Origin of the sequence: Massilia sp. UYP11, assembly GCF_050434805.1 — a bacterium.
GTDB lineage: Bacteria > Pseudomonadota > Gammaproteobacteria > Burkholderiales > Burkholderiaceae_D > Telluria.
Window position 1 is genome coordinate 12,087 of record NZ_JBNDJE010000031.1, and the last position, 19,842, is coordinate 31,928.

14 protein-coding genes are annotated in these 19,842 nt (G+C 65.4%); 8 read left to right on the plus strand and 6 right to left on the minus strand.

Annotated features, from left to right (window positions below; genetic code table 11):
* Positions 1-27 precede the first annotated feature (27 nt).
* Positions 28-3,228 carry an efflux RND transporter permease subunit gene (locus tag ABIB38_RS22985; protein ID WP_429206991.1) on the plus strand — a complete coding sequence of 1,067 codons (3,201 nt, stop codon included), beginning with the start codon at positions 28-30 and terminating at the stop codon, positions 3,226-3,228.
* Positions 3,229-3,487: 259 nt separating this feature from the next.
* Complete coding sequence (locus ABIB38_RS22990) at positions 3,488-7,696, plus strand: ATP-binding protein (protein WP_429206993.1); 4,209 nt, start codon at positions 3,488-3,490, stop codon at positions 7,694-7,696.
* Between the two features lie 159 nt (positions 7,697-7,855).
* Here ABIB38_RS22990 and ABIB38_RS22995 read toward each other — a convergent pair whose 3' ends face one another.
* From ABIB38_RS22995 to ABIB38_RS23015, 5 genes are all read right to left on the minus strand, one after another.
* Positions 7,856-8,224: a hypothetical protein gene (locus ABIB38_RS22995; protein ID WP_429206995.1), complete on the minus strand. Its 369-nt coding sequence runs from the start codon at positions 8,222-8,224 to the stop codon at positions 7,856-7,858.
* 262 nt (positions 8,225-8,486) lie between these two features.
* A complete protein-coding gene (locus ABIB38_RS23000) occupies positions 8,487-9,485 on the minus strand; it encodes an NAD(P)H-hydrate dehydratase (RefSeq protein ID WP_429206997.1) in 999 nt (332 codons plus the stop codon).
* An 8-nt stretch (positions 9,486-9,493) separates the two neighbouring features.
* A complete protein-coding gene (locus ABIB38_RS23005; RefSeq protein WP_429206998.1) occupies positions 9,494-10,258 on the minus strand; it encodes a histidine phosphatase family protein in 765 nt (254 codons plus the stop codon).
* 120 nt (positions 10,259-10,378) lie between these two features.
* On the minus strand, positions 10,379-11,779 hold the full coding sequence (locus tag ABIB38_RS23010; RefSeq protein ID WP_429207000.1) for an L-cystine transporter: 1,401 nt from the start codon (positions 11,777-11,779) through the stop codon (positions 10,379-10,381).
* A 76-nt stretch (positions 11,780-11,855) separates the two neighbouring features.
* Positions 11,856-12,023: a hypothetical protein gene (locus tag ABIB38_RS23015; protein ID WP_429207002.1), complete on the minus strand. Its 168-nt coding sequence runs from the start codon at positions 12,021-12,023 to the stop codon at positions 11,856-11,858.
* A 24-nt stretch (positions 12,024-12,047) separates the two neighbouring features.
* Here ABIB38_RS23015 and ABIB38_RS23020 point away from each other — a divergent pair, with 24 nt between their 5' ends.
* Entirely contained in the window at positions 12,048-13,814 is a 1,767-nt protein-coding gene (locus ABIB38_RS23020) for a methyl-accepting chemotaxis protein (protein ID WP_429207003.1), read from the plus strand.
* Between the two features lie 128 nt (positions 13,815-13,942).
* Here ABIB38_RS23020 and ABIB38_RS23025 read toward each other — a convergent pair whose 3' ends face one another.
* Positions 13,943-14,137: a hypothetical protein gene (locus tag ABIB38_RS23025; protein WP_429207004.1), complete on the minus strand. Its 195-nt coding sequence runs from the start codon at positions 14,135-14,137 to the stop codon at positions 13,943-13,945.
* A gap of 812 nt (positions 14,138-14,949) precedes the next feature.
* Here ABIB38_RS23025 and ABIB38_RS23030 point away from each other — a divergent pair.
* The 5 genes from ABIB38_RS23030 (at position 14,950) to ABIB38_RS23050 (ending at position 19,758) form a co-directional block, all read left to right on the plus strand.
* Positions 14,950-16,119 (plus strand): CmpA/NrtA family ABC transporter substrate-binding protein, encoded by a 1,170-nt coding sequence (locus tag ABIB38_RS23030; protein WP_429207006.1) that lies wholly within the window; start codon positions 14,950-14,952, stop codon positions 16,117-16,119.
* A 29-nt stretch (positions 16,120-16,148) separates the two neighbouring features.
* Entirely contained in the window at positions 16,149-17,072 is a 924-nt protein-coding gene (ntrB, locus tag ABIB38_RS23035) for a nitrate ABC transporter permease (RefSeq protein WP_429207008.1), read from the plus strand.
* Between the two features lie 13 nt (positions 17,073-17,085).
* Positions 17,086-17,898 (plus strand): ABC transporter ATP-binding protein, encoded by an 813-nt coding sequence (locus ABIB38_RS23040; protein WP_429207010.1) that lies wholly within the window; start codon positions 17,086-17,088, stop codon positions 17,896-17,898.
* A gap of 174 nt (positions 17,899-18,072) precedes the next feature.
* Positions 18,073-18,744, plus strand: coding sequence for a hypothetical protein (locus tag ABIB38_RS23045; RefSeq protein ID WP_429207011.1), 672 nt, complete (start codon positions 18,073-18,075; stop codon positions 18,742-18,744).
* 534 nt (positions 18,745-19,278) lie between these two features.
* Positions 19,279-19,758, plus strand: a complete 480-nt coding sequence (locus tag ABIB38_RS23050; protein ID WP_429207013.1) for a GYD domain-containing protein — start codon at positions 19,279-19,281, stop codon at positions 19,756-19,758.
* The last annotated feature ends 84 nt before the right edge of the window (positions 19,759-19,842 follow it).

Sequence of the window (19,842 nt, forward strand, 5' to 3'; positions counted from 1 at the left end):
ACGGGAAACTAAAAGGAAAACAAAACCATGTTCCTGTCCAATTTCAGTGTCAAGAAACCGGTCGCGACGGTGGTGATCATCGTCGCGATGATGGCCATCGGCCTGCTCGCGCTGTCCAAGCTGCGCGTCAACCAGAACCCCGACGTCGACATCCCGGTCATCGTGGTCGACATCCCGTATCCGGGCGCCTCGCCCGAGACCTCGGAACGCGAGATCACCAACCGCCTCGAAAAGCAGATGCAGGCGATCCAGGGCGTCACCGAAGTCAATTCCAACTCCTACGAAGGCGGCGCCACGATCTGGATGGAGTTCGACTTCGACCGCAACCTGATCGAAGCCTCGGACGACGTGCGCAACGCCATCGCGGCGGTGCGCTACAAGCTGCCGATCGAGATGCGCGAGCCGGTGCTGCGCCGTATCGACCCTTCCGCCGAACCGGTGATGTCGCTGGCGCTGTCGTCGAGCACCCAGAGCCATGCCGAGATCTCGCGCTACGCCGAGGACGTGCTCGCCGACCAGTTCCGCGCCATCGACGGCGTCTCGACGGTGGCCGTCAACGGCGCGCTGCGGCGCGAGCTCTCGGTGCTGCTGCGCGCCGAAAAGCTGCGTGAATTCAACGTGTCGGTGACCGAGGTGACCAATGCCCTGCGCAGCGGCAACACCAACGCACCGGTCGGCAAGCTGCGCAGCGAACTGGACGAGAAGGGCATCCGCCTGGTCGGCCGCATCGAGCGTCCCGAGGATTTCTCGCAAATCGTGGTCAAGCGCAACGGCGACACCATCGTGCGCCTGAACCAGGTAGCCGAGATCCAGGACGGCTTTGCCGACATCAACAGCCTGTCCATGCGCAGCGGCAAGCCGAACGTCGGCCTGCAGATTTCCCGCTCGCGTGACGCCTCGACGGTTTCCCTGGCCAAGAAGGTGCACGAGGTGGTCAAGGAAGCCAGCAAGCACCTGCCTGAAGGCACCAAGCTCGAAGTCACCCGCGACGGCGGCGAAGACGCGCAGTCGAGCCTGAACAACGTGATCGAAGCGCTGGTGCTGGGCGCGGTGCTGACCGTGTTCGTGGTCTACGCCTTCCTCAATTCCTGGCGCTCGACCCTGATCACCGCGCTGGCCCTGCCGACCTCGGTGCTGGCCGCCTTCATCGCGGTCTGGCTGTGCGGCTTCACCCTGAACTTCATGACCCTGCTGGGCCTGTCGCTGGCGATCGGCGTGCTGATCGACGATGCGATCGTGGTGCGCGAAAACATCGTGCGCCACATGGAAATGGGTTCCGACCGCCGCACCGCGGCCCTCGAAGGCACCGCCGAGATCGGCATGGCCGTGGCCGCCACGACCTTCTCGATCATGGCCGTGTTCGTGCCGGTGGCCTTCATGCCGGGCGTGTCCGGCGAATGGTTCCGTCCGTTCGCGCTCACCGTGACCTGCTCGGTGATCGTCTCGCTGTTCATCTCGTTCACGCTCGATCCGATGCTGTCGGCCTACTGGGGCGACCCGCCGGATCACCACAGCGCGCCGAAGAAGGGCATCGGCCGCTTGCTCGACAGGTTCAATTACTGGTTCGATCACCAGGCCGACCGCTACGGCAACGTGATCGCCTGGGCGCTGCACCACCGCCGCTGGATGGGCTTCATCGCCCTGGCGAGCTTCGCCGGCGCCATCGCCCTGCACAATATGTTCGGCGGCACGAGCTTCCTGCCGAAGATGGATTCGGGCACGATCATGATCGAAGTGCGCGTGCCGGCCTCGTCGAGCGTCGAATATGCGCGCCGCAAGGTGGAAGCGGCGGCCGAGCTGGCGCGCACGCTGCCCGAGACCGAGGACACCAACAGCAACGTCAACCTGAACGGCGGCCGCGTCTACGTCGACATCGGCAAGCGCCGCCAGCGCGAGCGCAGCGCTGCCGAGGTCGCGGTGGAACTGCGCCAGAAGATCAGCCGCCTGGTCGGCGCCGAATACGTGGTCATGGATGACCTGAGCGGCAACGGCAAGCCGGTGCAGATCGAATTCAGCGGTCCGGATTCGCGCCGCCTGATGGAACTGACCAACGCCTACATGGCCAAGCTGCGCGAAGTGCCGGGCGCGGTCGACGTCACCCTGTCCGAGCAGGATCCCAAGAACGAGCTGCAGATCGTGCTCGACCGCGGCCTGGCCAACATGATGGGCATTTCCGTCAACGATGCCGCCCAGTCGCTGCGCGTGGCCTTTGCCGGCATCGAGGTGGGCGACTGGGTCGACCCGACCAGCGAAACCCGCGACGTCGCCGTGCGCCTGCATCCGGACGACCGCGTGAATACCGAGAGCATCGAGCGCCTGCCGATCTCGGTCGGCGGGACCGGCATGATGGTCCCGCTCGAACAGATCGCCGAGATCACCATGGGCAAGGGGCCTTCGGCCATCCGCCACAAGAACGGCGAGCGCATGATCACGGTCTCGGCCAATGCCCAGGGCCGTTCGCCGGGCGAGGTCACGTCCGACGCCATGAAGCTGGCGCGCACCTTCGACTTCCCGCCGGGCTACGGCCTGGCGCTGGGCGGCTCGGGCGAAGACCAGCAGGAGCTGTTCACCGAGATGATCATCGCGCTGCTGTCGGGCATCGCGCTGATGTACCTGATCCTGGTGATGCAGTTCGGTTCGTTCACGGCGCCGATCGGCGTGATGATGTCGCTGCCGCTGTCGCTGATCGGCGTGGTGGTCGCGCTGATCATCACCGGGCACACGCTCAACCTGATGAGCATGATCGGCATCATCATGCTGATGGGACTGGTGGCCAAGAACGCGATCCTGCTGCTGGACGCCGCCCGCGCCCTGGAGCACGAAGGCATGGACCGCGAACAAGCGCTGATGGCGGCCGGCCGCAAGCGCCTGCGTCCGATCCTGATGACCACCTTCGCGCTGATCGCCGGCATGCTGCCGGTGGCGCTGGCCTTCGGCGACGCGGGCGAGTTCTACCAGCCGCTGGCGATCGCCATCATCGGCGGCACGATCACCTCGACCGTGCTGACCCTGCTGGTGGTGCCGACCTTCTACGACAGCATCGAGATCGCCCGCGACCGCATGCTGGCCAAGTATGGCCGCCGCGCCGAGCGCTGGAACTCGCTGCCGGCCTTCCTGATGACCTTCGTGGAAGCGATCCTGACCTTGACCTTCGTGCGCCTGGTCTACCGCCTGATCGTCCGCGGCGGCCGCCTGGTGACGGGCCGCGGCAAGGCCATGCCGGCCTGATTCCACTCCCCGGGCGGCGCCGGCCGCCCCTTGCCCCGACACGGCCAGCCACGCGCTGGCCGTGTCTTTTCGAACACGGGCTGCATCGACTCGCCATGGAATCGCCGCGCAGCCGCCGGTTTGCGCCAGCGTTTCCTGTTGTTATGTTCTAATAGCGGATGTTTTGTAATAAGTAGTTGGTATTGACCTGTGTGCGCCGCAGTGCACGGTGTTTCAAGAAGCCCGTCTTTTATTCCTCCCGCCGTTAGGTTCCGTGTCCATGTCAGTAATTCCATCATTTTCCCTATCTGCCGGATCCGACCTGAACTGGCTCGCCGGCGGCGGCGAGATGGGTGAACTGATCCGCAGCATGGACTGGTCGAAGACGCCGCTCGGACCGCTGTCCGACTGGCCGCAAAGCCTGCGCACCTCGGTCAGCCTGTGCCTGTCCTCGACCTTCCCGATCCTGGTGTGCTGGGGGCCGGACGACATCCAGATTTATAACGACGCCTACCGCCCGATCTGCGGCGACCTGCATCCGGCGTCGATGGGGGCGCCGTTCAAGGTGGTGTGGGCATCGGCCCTGCCGGTGGTGGGCGCGGCGTTCGAGAGCGCGCACCAGGGGGCGGGCGCCTACATCAAGGACCAGCAGATGTTCCTCGACCGCAGCGGCTACCTCGAGGAAGCGAACATGACGTTCTCGTTCTCGCCGATCCGCGACGAGTCGGGGGCGGTGGGCGGCATCTTCCACCCGATCACCGAGACCACGGCCCAGGTGCTGGGCGGACGCCGCAGCCAGGGACTGCGCGACCTGACCGCCGGCCTGGCGACGACCCGTTCGATCGCCGAGATCGGCCAGCAGCTCAGCCTGCACGTCGAGCGCATGCAGGCCGACGTGCCTTTCCTGCTGTTCTACCAGATCGATCCGGAGGGCCGCGCCCTGGCGCTGCGCGGCGGCGGCGGCTTGCCGCCGGACGGCGCGCTGGCGCCAGCCTCGGCGCGCCTGGACGACGCCTGCTGGCCGTTCGGGCGCTGCGCCGCCACCCATTCGGTGACGCAGGTCGACGACGTCGCCGCGCGGCTCGGCGGCGCGGCCTGCGGCCCCTACGACGATCCGCCGCGCTCGGCGCTGGTGCTGCCGCTGTCGCTGCCGGGCCAGCAGGAGCTGTTCGGCTTCGTGGTCGCCGGCGTGAGCGTGCGGCGCGCGCTCGACGCCGACTACCGCAACTTCTATGAATTGATGGGGGCTGCCGTGAACACCGCGGTCGGCAACGTCATCGCCTACGAGCAGGAACAGCGCCGCGCCGAAGAGCTGGCCATGATCGACCGCGCCAAGACCGCCTTCTTCTCGAACGTATCCCACGAATTCCGTACCCCGCTCACCCTGATCCTGGGGCCGCTCGAGGACGCCCTGGCCGACGACGCGGACGGCATGAGCGCGGCCCAGAAGAAGCGCATCGAGGTCACGCACCGCAATGCGCTGCGCCTGCTCAAGCTGGTCAATTCGCTGCTCGACTTCTCGCGCATCGAGGCCGGCCGGGTGCAGGCCAGCTACGTGCCGGTGGACCTGACGCGCCTGACGCTCGACCTGGCCGGCGTGTTCGAATCGGCGATGGCCAAGGGTGGCCTGGAATACGGGATCGAGCTCCAGGACCTGGGCCGGCCGGTCTGCGTCGACCGCGACATGTGGGAAAAAATCGTCTTCAACCTGCTGTCGAACGCCTTCAAGTTCACCCTGCAGGGCAGCGTCACGATCTGCCTGCGCGAGCACGCCGGCATGGCGCGGCTGTCGGTGCAGGATACCGGCACCGGCATCCCCGAGCACGAGCTGCCGCGCATGTTCGAGCGCTTCCACCGCATCGAGGGCGCGCCGGGACGTACCTATGAAGGCACCGGCATCGGCCTGGCCCTGATCCAGGAACTGGTGCGCCTGCACGGCGGCGCGATTGCCGTCTCGAGCGTCCTCGGCGAAGGCACGCGCTTCGACGTCGACCTGCCGTTCGGCCTGGCCCACCTGCCGCAGGACCGCATCCTGCATGCTCCGGAAGGGGTGCAGGAGCGTCAGCGCATGGGTTCCGCCTTCGTCGAGGAAGCCCTGCGCTGGCTGCCGGACGCCGAAGTCGTCCCGCGCGAGGCGGGGCAGCCGGCACTGGCGGACATGGGCGGCCAGGCCCGCCCGCGCATCCTGATCGCCGACGACAACAACGATATGCGGGCTTATCTCAAGGCGCTGCTCGAACCGCACGCCGACGTGCGCATCTGCGCCGACGGCCAGGCCGCCTTCGAACTCGCGCTGGCGGACCCGCCCGACCTGCTGCTGAGCGACGTGATGATGCCGAAGCTCGACGGCTTCGGCCTGATCGCGCAGGTACGCGCCAGCGAGGAGCTGCGCCTGCTGCCGGTGATGTTGCTGTCGGCGCGCGCCGGCGAGGAAGCCAAGGTCGAGGGCCTGCAGGCCGGCGCCGACGACTACCTGGTCAAGCCGTTCTCGGCCAACGAGCTGCTGGCGCGGGTGCGCACCCAGGTGGCGCTGGGCCGCGAGCGCAGCCAGATGGAGCGCGATGCGCGCGCCCGCGAAGCCCATGTGCGGGCGCTGGTCGACGCCTCGCCGGCCATGCTGTGGACCACCGACGACACCGGCCGCTGCACCTATCTCAGCCGGCGCTGGTACGACTACACCGGCCGCACGCCGGAACAGGACTTGGGCCTGGGCTGGCTCGAAGACGTCCACCCCGAGGACCGCGCGCACGCCGGCGAAGCCTTCCTGACCGCCATCTCGGCGCGCGAACCGTTCTCGATCGACTACCGCCTGCGCCGCCATGACGGCAGCTATTGCTGGTTCATCGATTCCGGCCTGCCGCGCGTGAATGCGGCGGGCGAACCGGATGGATTCGTCGGCACGGTGATCGACATCCAGGTGCGCAAGACCTTGCAGGAGCGTTTCGAGCGGGTGTCCGAGGCGGGCGACATCGGCGTCTGGTACGCCGACGCGCCGTTTACCGAGTTCCAGCTCAATGCCGAGATGGCCGTGCACTTCGGCCTGGACAGCGTGCGCCCGGCCTCGATCGACGCGCTGCTGGCGGCGGTCGACCCGGAGGACCGGGAACGGCTGGCCGACGGCGTGGCGCACGCGGTGCGCGCCGGATCGCCGCTCGACCTGGAGTTCCGTACCGTGACGGGCGGCGCGCCGCGCTGGCTGCGGGCGATCGGCTGGTGCGGCCTGGACGAGCATGGGCAGCTGGAGCGCTTCGACGGCGTGACCCTCGACATCGACGACCAGAAGCACGCCGAACAGGAGCTGCAGCGCCTGGCCAGCGAGCTGGGACGGAAGAACCGCGCGCAGAGCGACTTCCTGTTCACGCTGGCGCACGAGCTGCGCAACCCGCTGGCCCCTATCCGTTCGGGGCTGGAACTGATGCGCATCGGCGCCGCCAGCGGCGACGTGCAGGCCATCATGCGGCGCCAGGTCGACCACATGGTGCACCTGGTCGACGACCTGCTCGACATGGCGCGCCTGGCCGAGGGCAAGGTGACCCTGCGGCTGGAGCGTGTGCTGCTGGCCGACGTGGTGCGCGAAGCGGTCGACATGAGCATGCCGCTGGTCGAAACGCGCAAGCACGCGCTGGCCGTGCGCCTGCCGCAGGAGCCGCTGGCACTGCACGCCGACCGCCACCGCGTGGCGCAGATCCTGAGCAACCTGCTCAACAACGCGGCCAAGTACACGCCGCAGGGCGGCGCGATCGAGATCGCGGCGCGGATCGAGGCGGACGAGGTGGCGCTCACGGTGTCGGACAACGGCATCGGCATCGACGCCCCGGCGATGGAGACGGTGTTCGACATGTACGCCCAGGTCCATCTCGGCACCGAGATGGCGCAGGGCGGCCTGGGCGTGGGCCTGAACCTGGTCCAGCGCCTGGTCAAGCTGCACGGGGGCCGCGTCGCCGTGAGCAGCGCTGGGGCCGGGATGGGCAGCCGGTTCACGGTGTGGCTGCCGTTGCCGCAGGATGCGTCGGCCGCCGCGCCTTCGGGCGCCGCCGCCGCGCCGCCGGCGGCGCCCGAAGCCGCGCCGGACGACGGGGGGGCCAAGGAGGCAGGCAATGCGGTCGCCGCGCTGCGCATCCTGGTGGTGGACGACAACGTCGACGCTGCCGAGATGCTGCACGCCCTGCTCGAGATGAGCGGCCACGCCGTCAGCGTCGCCCACGACGGCGCGACGGCGCTGCGCCGGGCCGCGGAAGTCTTGCCGCAGATCGTCTTCCTGGATATCGGCCTGCCCGATATGTCAGGCTTCGAGGCGGCCGAGGCGATGCGCCGGATCGCGGGCATGGAAAAGGCATCCCTGGTGGCGTTGACGGGCTGGGGGGCGGAGCAGGACCGGCAGCGTTCGAGCCAGGCGGGATTCGATCATCACCTGACCAAGCCGGCCGATTTCGGGATGGTGGAACATCTGATCCGCGACGTCGCGGCGAGGGTGAGTGCGGGCAGGTAGTGGCGCAGCGCAGGCAAGAGGACGAGGAATGAAGCAGAAGGCCTGAAACACGGGGCCTGAAACAAGCAACCCGGCTATGAAGCGCCGGGTGCCGAGATCGTGCAAGACGCTGCGCCGAACGCGCCCTGCGAGCAGGGCGTCGTCCGGTGGGCCATGCGATTACTGGCCCGTGGTGCCGGTCGGCGGCGTGGTGGTGGTCGCCGGATCGGTGGTGGTGGTGCCGGTAGCGCCTTCGGTGGTGCCGGTCGTGCCGGTGGTGCCGGTAGCGCCGCTGGTGTCGCCGGCGGTGCCGGTTGCGCCGCTGGTGCCCATGTCGGTGGTGCCGGTGCCGGTGGTGCCGGTGCCGGTGGCGCCGGTGCCCACGTCACCCGTGGTGCCGGTGGCGCCCGAGGTGCTGCTTGGCATGGTCGCCGAGGTGTCGGCCGGGGTGGTGGTGGTGGCCGCGTCGTCGCGCTTGCAGGCGCCCAACAGGGAAGCCAGGACGGCGGCGGTCAGCAGGATTTTTGGTGCCTTGGTCATTGCATTCATTTTTAACTCCTCGTTTACGTCTATCTTTGTGCCGAAGTTTCCAGCTCATTGTGGTGAGGCGCTGGAAGATCAACGGCGCCAGTTAGTTCCGTCATCTGCAACAAATGAGCGGAACACTCAGGGAACCGACGCAATACGCGGCCCCGGTGCGTACTTCAATCCAACTGTGCCCATTAGACCGGAAGCCTGTCTGCCGGTTCGTTAGATACCGCACTCTTGCGAGACTCCGTAACATTTTTTACAGAGTTGCTCGCGCCGGGCGTCAAGCACCCAGCTGTTCGTCTCCCGGCACGGGCCGGATGTTCCTGTCATCGGCGCCACGCTTGATGGCGCCGGCGCGGCCGAGCTGCTCCAGCAGCGCGGGAACTTCCATAGAAATTTCTCGAGCCAAATATCCCAAGGTGCCCAGCCGTTGCGCCAGGCGGTCGCCGGCGCGTGCGTGCAATGCCACGCCCCAGCAGGCCGCCTGTTCCGGGGCGGCGCCGCGCGCCAGCAGGCCGGCGATGATGCCGGCCAGCACGTCGCCCGAGCCCGAGATGGCCAGGCCAATATTGCCCGCGCCTTCGTGTTGCCAGAGCGTGCCGTCGGGCGCCGCGATGACCGTGCGCGACCCCTTGAGCGCGATCACGGCATTCCAGTCGCGCGCCGCCTGCAGCGCGGGTGTGTCGGGCTGGCCGACGATGCATTCTTTCTCGAGGCCGGTCAGGTGCGCCATTTCGCCGCAGTGCGGGGTCATGATCACGGGCCGCTCGAAGCGCATCGGCTTGCCCTCGGGCCAATCGCGCGGCCTGTGCAGCATGACGTCCATGGCGCAGGCGTCGAGCACCAGGCCGACGCCGGCTTGCTCCAGGCGCGGCAGCAGCGCGTGCACCAGGCGTGCGGTGCACGAGGCGTCGCACATGCCGGGGCCGACCAGCACCGCGTCGACCTTGTCGGCCAGCGGGTCGAGGCTGTCCAGGGCGTCCAGCTGGAAACCGTCGGTCTCGTTTTCGGACAAGCCGATCACGCGCGCCTCGGGCATCGCCAGCGCCACCAGTTGGGCCACGCTGGCCCCGGTGGCGATGGTCAGCTTGCCGGCGCCGGCGCGCAGGGCCGCGGTGGCGGCCAGGATGATGGCGCCGGGCATTTCGCGCGATCCGCCCAGCACCAGGACGTGGCCGCGCAATTCCTTGTCGCCCTCGGCTTCGGGCTGGGGCAATGGCCATGCCGCCAGGCAGGCGGCGTCGACGTCGTGCACCGTTGTCGCTTTGATCGGGTCCATGTGTGGTCTCAAGCCTTGGGTGAAGTCGGCAAGTCCCTGGCGGCCGTGACCGGGGTGCCGCTGGCTTCCAGCGGCGCCACGAAGTTTGCCAGGCGTAGCGCCAGGTCGCCGCGCTTGCCTTTATCGGGGTCGAATTCATACGACGTGACCGAGCAGTTGGGCACGTCGCCGGCGTGGTCGATCTCCAGGATCTGTGCCTCGTTCAGGTGCTCGAACAGGTAGCGGAAGCAATTGACGGTGACCTGGTGGGCGACGATCAGCACCCGCTCGCCGCAGAAGTCGCGCTCGAGCGTGTCCATCACGCTGCGCAGGCGCAGGATGACGTCGCACCAGCTTTCGCCGCCGGGCGGGCGGAAATAGAACTTGCCGACGTGCCGGCGTTGCTCGTAGAGATCGGGGAAGTGGTGGGCGATGCCATGCGTGGTGAGACGGTCGAGCACGCCGAATTCCTTCTCGCGCAGGCGCTCGTCGGACAGCACGCACAGCAGCTCGTCGCGCTCCAGGCGCTGCATCAGGATGTTGGCGGTCTCGGCCGCGCGGACATAAGGCGAATGCAGCACCACGTTGGGACGCCGGTGCGGCGGCAGGGTGGCGAACCAGGCGCCCAGGGCCTCGGACTGGCGCTCGCCCAGGTCGGACAGCGGCACGTCGACGTCGCGATCGGCGATGTCGATGCGGTGCCCGGCGGCAGCTTCTGCCAGGTCACGCGCGACGTTGCCCGCGCTTTGTCCATGCCTGACCAGCCAAATTTCCTGTGGCCACTTTTGCTCCATCGCCGTCCGCCGAGAAGTTAACATGCAGGCATCATGACGGATTCGGCAGGGCGTCAGCGCACGATTGCGGACGCCGTCGGCGCTGGCGGAAGTGTGTTTACTAGCGCATCAGCCGGCGCATCAGACGGCTTGTTCCTCGCCGTCGAGGTTGACGTCGGCCTCGTTATTGAACACGCGCATGTCGGTCTGGCCCAGCACCCGGCTGGTGACGCTGCCGGCGGCGATCGAGCCGCTGACGTTCAGCGCCGTGCGGCCCATGTCGATCAAGGGCTCCACCGAGATCAGCAGGCCCGCCAGCGCCACCGGCAAGTCCATCGCCGACAGCACGATCAGGGCCGCGAAGGTGGCGCCGCCGCCGACCCCGGCCACGCCGATCGAGCCGAACGCGATGATCGCCAGCAGCGGCAGCAAGAAGCTGGCGGTGAACGGATCGATGCCGACCGTCGGCGCGATCATCACCGCCAGCATCGCCGGATAGATGCCGGCGCAGCCGTTCTGCCCGATGGTGGCGCCGAACGAGGCGGCGAAATTGGCGGTGCCTTCCGGCGTGCCCAGGCGCGCGGTCTGGGTCGCCACGCTCATCGGGATCGAGCCGGCGCTGGTGCGCGAGGTAAAGGCGAACACCAGCACCGGGAAGATCTTCTTCACGTAGCGCAGCGGATTGAGCCCGACGCCGGCCACCATCGCCAGGTGCACGCAGAACATCAGCGCCAGCGCCGCATACGAGGCGACCACGAAATTGAGCAGGCCCAGGATGTCCTGCAGGCTGGAACCGGCCACCATCTTGGCCATCAGCGCGAACACGCCGAACGGCGTCAGGCGCAGCACCAGCGTCACCATCCGCATCACGATCACGTGGGCCACGTGCACGAAGCCGCTGAAGGATTGGAATACTTCCGGCTTCTTGCCGGCGATGCCGACGGCCGAGACGCCGATGAAGATCGCGAACACCACCACCGCGATGGTCGAGGTCTTGCGCGCGCCGGTCATGTCGAGGAAGGGATTGGCCGGGATGAAGGACAGCAGCAGCGACGGCAGCGACAGTTGCTGCGCGGTCGCCAGGTTGCCCTGCAGGTATTCACCGCGCGCGACTTCGGCGCTCGACGCGGTCAGGCCGACGGCCGACAGGCCGAACAGCTTGGCCATCGCGATGCCGATGATGGCCGCGACCACGGTCGTGACGAGCAGGATGCCGATGGTGAGGGTGCTGATCTTGCCGAGCGAGGCGGCGTCGCGCAGCTTGAGGATGGCCTGCACGATCGAGACCATGATCAAGGGGATCACGATCATCTGCAACAGCTTGACGTAGCCGCTGCCGATCACATCCAGCCAGGCATTGGTGGCCACGATGTCGCTCGCCCCGGCGCCATATACGGCCTGCAGGCCGGCGCCGAACGCGACGCCCAGGCCAAGGCCGGCGAAAACGCGCTTGGTGAACGATGCATGGCGGGCCTGCATGCCATACAGGAGTGCGCACACGGCCAGGGCGAGTGCCAGGTTCAGGAGGACGGGGAAAGTCATAGAGCTCGGTTGAAGCAGGGAATCGCGCCATTTTATCGGCAAAGTTGCCTTGCCGTAGTGTTAATGTCGCATTTGCCTATGCGTTTAGCGCATGGCGACGGAGCAATACCATGCGCTTCGCCGGCTGCGTGCGCGCTTGTTGCTGCATGACGACGGACGATAAGTCGTAACGCAAGGAAATGTTCAATGCTTCCCAACCGGTGAGCAATGTTTCTATAATCCAATGGATATCATATTTTTCCATCCATGGGCTCCAGGCCAGCGAATCATGTTCAAACATCTCAGCATCAAGTCGCGTCTCATCTTCGTCATCGTCTTCCTGGCCGTCGAACTCATCGCCGGCGCGGTCATCGGCATCTACAACCTCGGCGTCGCAAACGCCGAACTCAAGCAGATGTACGACCACCGCCTCGTGGGGCTGAGCCAGGTGGGCCAGGTCACCCAGCTGATCACCGCCAACCAGCTCGCCGTCGCCAAGGCGGTTACCCTGGAAGATGGCGGCGCGCGCAATACCGCGCTCGAGTCGGTCGACGCGAATATCGGGGTGATCAACAAGATCCTGGAGAGCTACCGCCAGATGCCGATGACTGCCGGCGAGCAGGCCATGTACGAGCAATTTACCGCCGCGCGCAAGGTATTCGTCGAGCAGGGTATCCGCCCGGCCATGGCCGCGATTCGTGCCGGCGACACCGCCGGCGCCGTGGCCCAGCTCAACGGCGAGATGACCCGGCTGTACCTGCCGGTGGCCGATCTCGGCGCCAGGCTGGTCAAGGAACAGCAGAATGCGGCGCTGGAGGAATATGAGGCTTCGCAGGCGACCTACGAGTTCGTGCGCGCGGTCTGCCTGGTCGGCCTGGCGTTCGGCCTGATCATGGCCGCCTTCGTCGGCTGGATGCTGGTGCGCGCCATCGTGCGTCCGCTGGAGCAGGCGATCGCGATCGCCGGCGCCGTGGCCCAGGGCGACCTGACCCAGACCATCGAAGTGACCTCGAAAGACGAGACCGGCCGCCTGCTGCAGGCGCTGAAGGACATGAACGATTCGCTGGTGACCATCGTGAGCCAGGTCCGTGCCGGCACCGACAACATCGCCACTGCTTCGGGCCAGATCGCGGCCGGCAACCTGGACCTGTCCTCGCGCACCGAGCAGCAGGCCGGTTCGCTGGAAGAAACCGCCTCGTCGATGGAAGAACTGACCTCGACCGTGAAACAGAACGCCGACAACGCGCGCCAGGCCAACGCCCTGGCCACGTCGGCCTCGGAAGTGGCGGGCAAGGGCGGCGCGGTGGTCGAGCAGGTGGTGCAGACCATGGGCGCGATCAACGCCTCGTCGACCCGCATCGTGGACATCATCGCCGTCATCGACGGCATCGCCTTCCAGACCAATATCCTTGCCCTGAACGCGGCAGTCGAAGCGGCGCGCGCCGGCGAGCAGGGCCGTGGCTTCGCGGTCGTGGCGGGCGAGGTGCGCAGCCTGGCCCAGCGCAGCGCGGCGGCGGCCAAGGAAATCAAGCTCTTGATCGACGACTCGGTCGACAAGGTGCACCACGGCTCCAAGCTGGTCGAGCGCGCCGGCGCCACGATGCAGGAAATCGTGCAGAGCGTGAACCGCGTGACCGACATCATGGCCGAGATCACCGCCGCCAGCCAGGAGCAGACCGCCGGCATCGAACAGATCAACGGCGCCGTGGCCCAGATGGACCAGGTGACCACGCAGAACGCGGCGCTGGTGGAAGAAGCGTCGGCGGCGGCGGCCTCGCTGCAGGAAGAGGCGACCGCGCTGGCGCAGACCGTGGGCGCGTTCAAGCTCGATCAGGCGGGCGCCAGCCGCGCCAGTGCGGCGGCGCCGCGCGTGATCACGACCTTGCCGGCGGTGATGGCGAAGGCGCCGCTGAGGGCGCCGGTGAAGGCGGCGGCACAACCGGCCGCTGCATCCAAGCCGGCCAAGGCCACGCCAGTCGAGCCCAAGGCGCAAGCGGCCGCAAAGCCGAAGAAAGCCGAAACCGCGGACGTCGGCGACGGTTGGGAAGAGTTCTGACGCCGGCCTGACGCCTGTGCAAGGAAGAAGCCAACCCGAGGGTTGGCTTTTTTCGTCTCCAGCGCCCTATGCGCGCAGCTTGCGCAGGCCGACAACCGGGCCGACAACCGGGTCATACCCGGCAAGGCTTACTCGAAGGCGATCACCAGCGCGGTCAGGCCGATGCAGGCTGCGGCGATGACGCCGATGCGGGTGCGCAGGCGTCGGCCGCTGGAGACGATGTCCTTGGCGATGCCGCGGCGCGGCGCGCGAGGGTTGCTGCGGTCGACCGCGGTTGCGGCATGGATCGAAGAATGGTGGCGTGCGGTGTGTTCCGTGTTCATGGTTGACTCCAGGGCCGTCTCGAATGAAGACTGGCAAGTAAATGATGAATGGCCGGCATGAGCCGGGCGTAATACGAAGATGGTTTGCCGTTCAGGCGCGCGGGGCGCGCTGGGCAGGATGAAGGGCTGTCTGGCAACTGGGCCGCACCGCCACGTCGTTGGGAGAACGCAGGCAGGAGTAGAGCGGACAGTGAATGCGTGACATGCGGATGCCAGTACAAAGCGTCGAATCAAAGCGTCGAATTCGGAAATCCGGGACGAGGCCAGGACCTTCAAACCTGGGTGCGTTCTGGACGTTATTTATTTTACATGTGTGCGACGTAGAGGCAAGGGGTCGCACGATTGAAACAAGTGATGTTTTTCTACGGCAACAATCCATCCTAGCACGACGCGGACGGTAGTAGAAGAGCGTTTTTGCAACTTTTTAGAGCTAACGCAACAGCCCGCCCAAAATGATGCGCTGCGCAATCGCAGTGCGCCGTTTACGCCTTCGCACGGTGCGCCGGCGGTGCGTGGTGAGGGCGCTTCCTTCTGCATGCTCCCTGGCATGAAGATTGCGTAATCATCATCAGCGCAACGGAGCGCTGCGTGTGCCGCCAACGAAGGCAGCACCCACAAGACAACGACGTCTACCGGACCATGAATGCGTTCATGTCGGGTATGCGTCGTTTTTTTTGCCTGACCATATTGGGATTGCGATGAAAAATCAGAAGCTTGAAGCGAAGAGCGTAGCGACGGCAGCCGTCGGCGAAGTCGATGTCACCCGCCGTAAGGTCATACATGGCGCAGGTCTGGTAGCGGGAGGAAGCTTGATGGGGCTGGCAACTGGCGGCGTGTGGGCGGCGGGTTCGGACAAGCCGGAAAAGACCGAGATCAAGATCGGATTCATTCCACTGACCGATTGCGCATCGGTGGTCATGGCGTCGACGCTGGGCCTCGACAAGAAATATGGCGTCAAGTTCGTGCTGAGCAAGGAAGCCTCGTGGGCAGGCGTGCGCGACAAGCTGGCCAACGGCGACCTGGACGCGGCCCACGTGCTGTATGGCTTGCTGTACGGTGTCCAGATGGGTATCGGGGGCCAGCGCAAGGACATGGCGGTGCTGATGGGCCTGAACAACAATGGCCAGGCGATCACGCTGTCCAAGCAATTGGCGAACAAGGGTGCGGTCGACGGCCAGTCGCTGGCCAGGCTGATGCGCACCGAGAAACGCGCATACACCTTCGCCCAGACCTTCCCGACCGGCACCCACGCGATGTGGCTGTACTACTGGCTGGCGGCCAACGGCATCAATCCGATGAAGGAAGCCAAGGTGATCACGGTGCCGCCGCCGCAGATGGTGGCCAATATGCGGGTGGGGAACATGGACGGCTTCTGCGTCGGCGAACCCTGGGGCCAGCGCGCCATCATGGACGGCATCGGCATCACCGCCACCACGACCCAGGACATCTGGCGCGACCATCCGGAAAAGGTGCTGGGTTCGACGCTGGAGTTCGCGAAGAAGCACCCCAACACCTGCCGCGCCATGATGGCCGCCATCATCGAGGCCAGCCGCTGGATCGACGCCTCGATGGCCAACAAGAACAAGATGGCCGAGGTCATCGCCGCCAAATCGTACGTCAACACCAGCAAGGACGCGATCGACCAGCGCATCATGGGCCGCTACCAGAACGGCCTCGGCAAGACCTGGGACGACCCGAACTACATGAAGTTCTACAACGACGGCGCGGTCAACTTCCCGTATCTGTCGGACGGCATGTGGTTCATGACCCAGCATCGCCGCTGGGGCCTGCTCAAGCAGGACCCCGATTACCTGGCGGTGGCCAGCGCGGTCAACCAGATCGCGCTGTACAAGGACGCGGCGACGCTGGCCAAAGCGCCGCTGCCTTCCAGCCCGATGCGCAGTTCGAAGCTGATGGACGGCAGCGTCTGGGACGGCAAGGACCCGAAAGCCTACGCCGCATCGTTCAAGGTCAGGGTCTGATTTTCATCTTGTCTGTATAGGGGAATGCCATGAACGCCATCTTGAAATCCGAACGCCATGCGCCGCCCGCCGGTGGCGCGGCCGTGGTCACGTTGCCGCTCGCCGCCGATGCGCCTGTCGCGAGTGTCACGCCTCCTGCGCGCAAACCGGCGCCCGTCGTGCGCGGCGCGCAGTCGTTCGCCAGGGCGGTGCAAGCCATCCTGCCGCCGCTGGTGGGCATCGCCTTCGTCGTGCTGGTGTGGCAGCTCATCGCCACCCGCAACGAGACCTTCCCGTCGCCGCTGGCGACCTTCGAGGAGGCGCTGAAGCTGTTTGCCGATCCGTTCTACCACAACAGCCCGAACGACCAGGGCATCGGCTGGAACGTGCTGGCCTCGCTCCAGCGCGTGGCCGTGGGCTTTGGACTGGCGGCGGCGGTCGGCATCCCGCTGGGCTTCGTGATCGGCCGGGTGAAGTTCGTGTCGGGCATGTTCGGCCCGATCATCAGCCTGCTCAAGCCCGTGTCGCCGCTGGCCTGGCTGCCGATCGGCCTGCTGGTGTTCAAGTCGGCCGACCCGGCGGCGATCTGGTCGATCTTCATCTGTTCGATCTGGCCGATGATCATCAATACGGCGGTGGGCGTGCAGCGCGTGCCGCAGGACTACATGAACGTGGCGCGCGTGCTGAACCTGTCGGAATGGAAGATCCTGACCAAGATCCTGCTGCCGTCGGCGCTGCCCTACATCCTGACCGGCGTGCGGCTTGCCATCGGCACCGCGTGGCTGGTGATCGTGGCGGCCGAGATGCTGACCGGCGGCGTGGGCATCGGCTTCTGGGTGTGGGACGAGTGGAACAACCTGAATGTGGCGAACATCATCATCGCCATCGTCGTCATCGGCGTCGTGGGGCTGCTGCTGGAGCAGGCGCTGGTGGCGCTGGCGCGGGCGCTGACGCACGAACAAGTGGCTAACTGAGAGGAGCGCGATCATGGATGACCTTCAAACCAGATTCATCGACATCTCCGGCGTGGAGATGGCGTTTCATACGAAAAAGGGCGTGTTCCAGGCGCTGCAGGGCATCGACCTGACCGTGCGCAAGGGTGATTTCATCACGCTGATCGGCCACTCGGGCTGCGGCAAGTCGACCTTGCTGAACCTGATCGCCGGCCTGCTCAAGCCGACGGCGGGCGTGCTGCTATGCGCCAATCGTGAGATCGCCGGGCCCTCGCCGGAAAGGGCGGTGGTGTTCCAGAATCATTCGCTGCTGCCGTGGCTGACCTGTTACGAGAACATCCACCTGGGAGTCGAGCGGGTGTTCGGCGGCGCCGAAACGCGGACCCAGCTGCGCGAACGCACGCTCGCTGCGCTGGCGCTGGTGGGGCTGTCGAGCGCGGAGGGCAAACGTCCGCATGAAATTTCGGGCGGCATGAAGCAGCGCGTCGGCATCGCGCGGGCGCTGGCGATGGAGCCGAAGGTGCTGCTGATGGATGAACCGTTCGGCGCGCTCGATGCGCTGACGCGGGCGCATTTGCAGGACGAGCTGCTCAAGATCGTGGCGGCGACCAGATCCACCGTGGTGATGGTGACGCACGACGTCGATGAGGCGGTGTTGCTGTCGGATCGGATCGTCATGCTGACCAACGGGCCGGCGGCGACCATCGGCGAGATCGTCGAGGTGGGATTGGCGCGGCCGCGCGACCGGGTGGCGCTGGCGCAGGATGCCCGGTATACCGAGCATCGCAAGGCGGTGCTGGAGTTCTTGTATCGGAAGCAGGCGCATCCGGCGGCGGAGGCGGCATAGTGCTAGGCATCTAGAGCGACCGGATGCATGCCACGAGAGGATGTCGGGAAACCTTACAAGGGTCGCCAATCAGCGGATAAGCCGTAGCTAACACCTTGATTTATACGGGGATCTAGGTGTGGTATAGCAATTGCTTGAACGGTTTTTTCCCGACAACCTCACCTATACAAAGTCATGATCAAAAAATGCCTGGCATTTGCTGTGACCTTACTGACCTCGCTGAACGCTTCAGCTTCGTACACCAAGTACGAATTTACTGGAGGCTTGCTCGACGGATATTTCGTACAGAGGGATGACAATCAGGCGATCGCGCATTTCAGCTTCAACATGACAACGTTGATGACAGCGTACCTCGATCCGAACTATGACTCCGGCCCGCCAATGACATTACTTTCAAGGCATCAGTTTTACCCGTTCTTCAACGACGGCGCGAAACTGTTGACTGCCGCTTCAACCTACTTCGGGCCGGGCGGTCCAACGAATTTTACGATTCATGATGATTTTGGCGGCGATCAGGTAACCGATTTCAGCATCCGATTCACGCAAGCTTCCGAAGGCACCTTCATCTATACCTTTGATTACTCGCGATGGATGTACCTAACCGCCGGATACGCTGTCGGATCAGGAAGCTATAGTGGCGCGGTAATGGAAGTGCCTATGCCTGAGTACATGTCAAACGAGCTCGATAACGATGGTGGATACTATCCTGGTGTGCCGATAATTGTACCGGAGCTCATTGGATCCCCAGTTGAAGTCGCAGAGCCCGCCAGTGTTGCCTTGATCTCAATGGGGGCACTCTGCGTGGCAGGGCTTGCGCGTCGGCGCAGGTCGTTGCTGTCGCAGTGATTGCCAAACTGAACTACGGCTGCATCTGGAGAAAGCGAATTAACCTGCTTTCTTCTTCTGCATCTGACGCTGCTGCTGCTTGCGCGGCGTCTGGTTGCGGTTCTGCTTGGCCTCGTACTGCGTGACTGCTTCACGCTGGGCCTGGGCCTGGGCAACGGTGCGCGGTTCTTCGTCGTCGTCGCGCGAACGAAGTAATCGGCGACCTGCCCATCGACCACCAGCCCGATCGTGGCGTCGCCGCGCCGGTTGTGGAGTTTGGATGACAGCGCGCCTGCTTCTTTGCATTGACCAAAACCGGTCATTTCCTCGCGGATTTCCTGGAAACGGCTGCCACACAAACCGGCAGTCAATGCTGTAGCCTCGCGCTAACTCAAGCTATTCACACGCGGGCTGATTGAACCGCTGCTTCCTGGGAACTTTCAAATATTGGGTCTCGCAAACCGGCGGCCGGGGAAAACGGCGCCAGCCGGGCATTGCCGGCAAGCTTATGAAGCGAATTCTTCCGTCGGGAACGTCATTCTGGAAGGACCTCACATGGCTAAGTATCTGGTTGAAGCGAGCTACCTCAGCGAAGGGATCAATGGCCTGTTGAAGGAAGGCGGCACGCGGCGGCGCGAGGCTGTCGATCAATTATTCAACTCGCTAGGCAGGAAGGTCGAAGCTTTTTATTTCGTGTTCGGCGACCGGGATGTCGTCATCATCGGCGAGCTTCCCGACAACGCCACCGCCGCGGTGCTGGCGCTCAGGGTCGATGCCTCCGGCACCACCACGTGCAAGACGACGGTGCTGCTGACGCCCAAGGAAATCGATGCAGCCATGACCAAGACCGTACCTATTGTCAACCGGGCTATGACATGGCCCCCGAGGTCGCCAAGTGGGAAGGCGAGGGCGGGCATCTTGCGTCAGGTGCGCGAGGTGGAAATGAATGAGCGGGGATATTGCAGAAACAAAACGCCAAGCTGTGCCTGGCGTTTTTTCGAATCTTTACCGAATTCTTTGGTAGGGAAGCGCTGAACAAATAGGTTGCACGGCCGTTCCAACGTGACAAACCCGGCGCCAGACCGAACGGTGGTCGAGATCAGTTATTTTTCGCGCTCC

Bases quoted from the DNA above. Each gene is read 5' to 3' on its own strand.
- ABIB38_RS23030 (WP_429207006.1), top strand. From the start codon at position 14,950: ATGGGGCTGGCAACTGGCGGCGTGTGGGCGGCGGGTTCGGACAAGCCG.
- ABIB38_RS23040 (WP_429207010.1), top strand. From the start codon at position 17,086: ATGGATGACCTTCAAACCAGATTCATCGACATCTCCGGCGTGGAGATG.
- ABIB38_RS23015 (WP_429207002.1), bottom strand. From the start codon at position 12,023: ATGGAAAAATATGATATCCATTGGATTATAGAAACATTGCTCACCGGT.
- ABIB38_RS23050 (WP_429207013.1), top strand. From the start codon at position 19,279: ATGGCTAAGTATCTGGTTGAAGCGAGCTACCTCAGCGAAGGGATCAAT.
- ABIB38_RS23020 (WP_429207003.1), top strand. From the start codon at position 12,048: ATGTTCAAACATCTCAGCATCAAGTCGCGTCTCATCTTCGTCATCGTC.
- ntrB (WP_429207008.1), top strand. From the start codon at position 16,149: ATGAACGCCATCTTGAAATCCGAACGCCATGCGCCGCCCGCCGGTGGC.
- ABIB38_RS23005 (WP_429206998.1), bottom strand. From the start codon at position 10,258: ATGGAGCAAAAGTGGCCACAGGAAATTTGGCTGGTCAGGCATGGACAA.
- ABIB38_RS22995 (WP_429206995.1), bottom strand. From the start codon at position 8,224: ATGAATGCAATGACCAAGGCACCAAAAATCCTGCTGACCGCCGCCGTC.
- ABIB38_RS23000 (WP_429206997.1), bottom strand. From the start codon at position 9,485: ATGGACCCGATCAAAGCGACAACGGTGCACGACGTCGACGCCGCCTGC.
- ABIB38_RS23025 (WP_429207004.1), bottom strand. From the start codon at position 14,137: ATGAACACGGAACACACCGCACGCCACCATTCTTCGATCCATGCCGCA.
- ABIB38_RS22985 (WP_429206991.1), top strand. From the start codon at position 28: ATGTTCCTGTCCAATTTCAGTGTCAAGAAACCGGTCGCGACGGTGGTG.
- ABIB38_RS23045 (WP_429207011.1), top strand. From the start codon at position 18,073: ATGATCAAAAAATGCCTGGCATTTGCTGTGACCTTACTGACCTCGCTG.
- ABIB38_RS23010 (WP_429207000.1), bottom strand. From the start codon at position 11,779: ATGACTTTCCCCGTCCTCCTGAACCTGGCACTCGCCCTGGCCGTGTGC.
- ABIB38_RS22990 (WP_429206993.1), top strand. From the start codon at position 3,488: ATGTCAGTAATTCCATCATTTTCCCTATCTGCCGGATCCGACCTGAAC.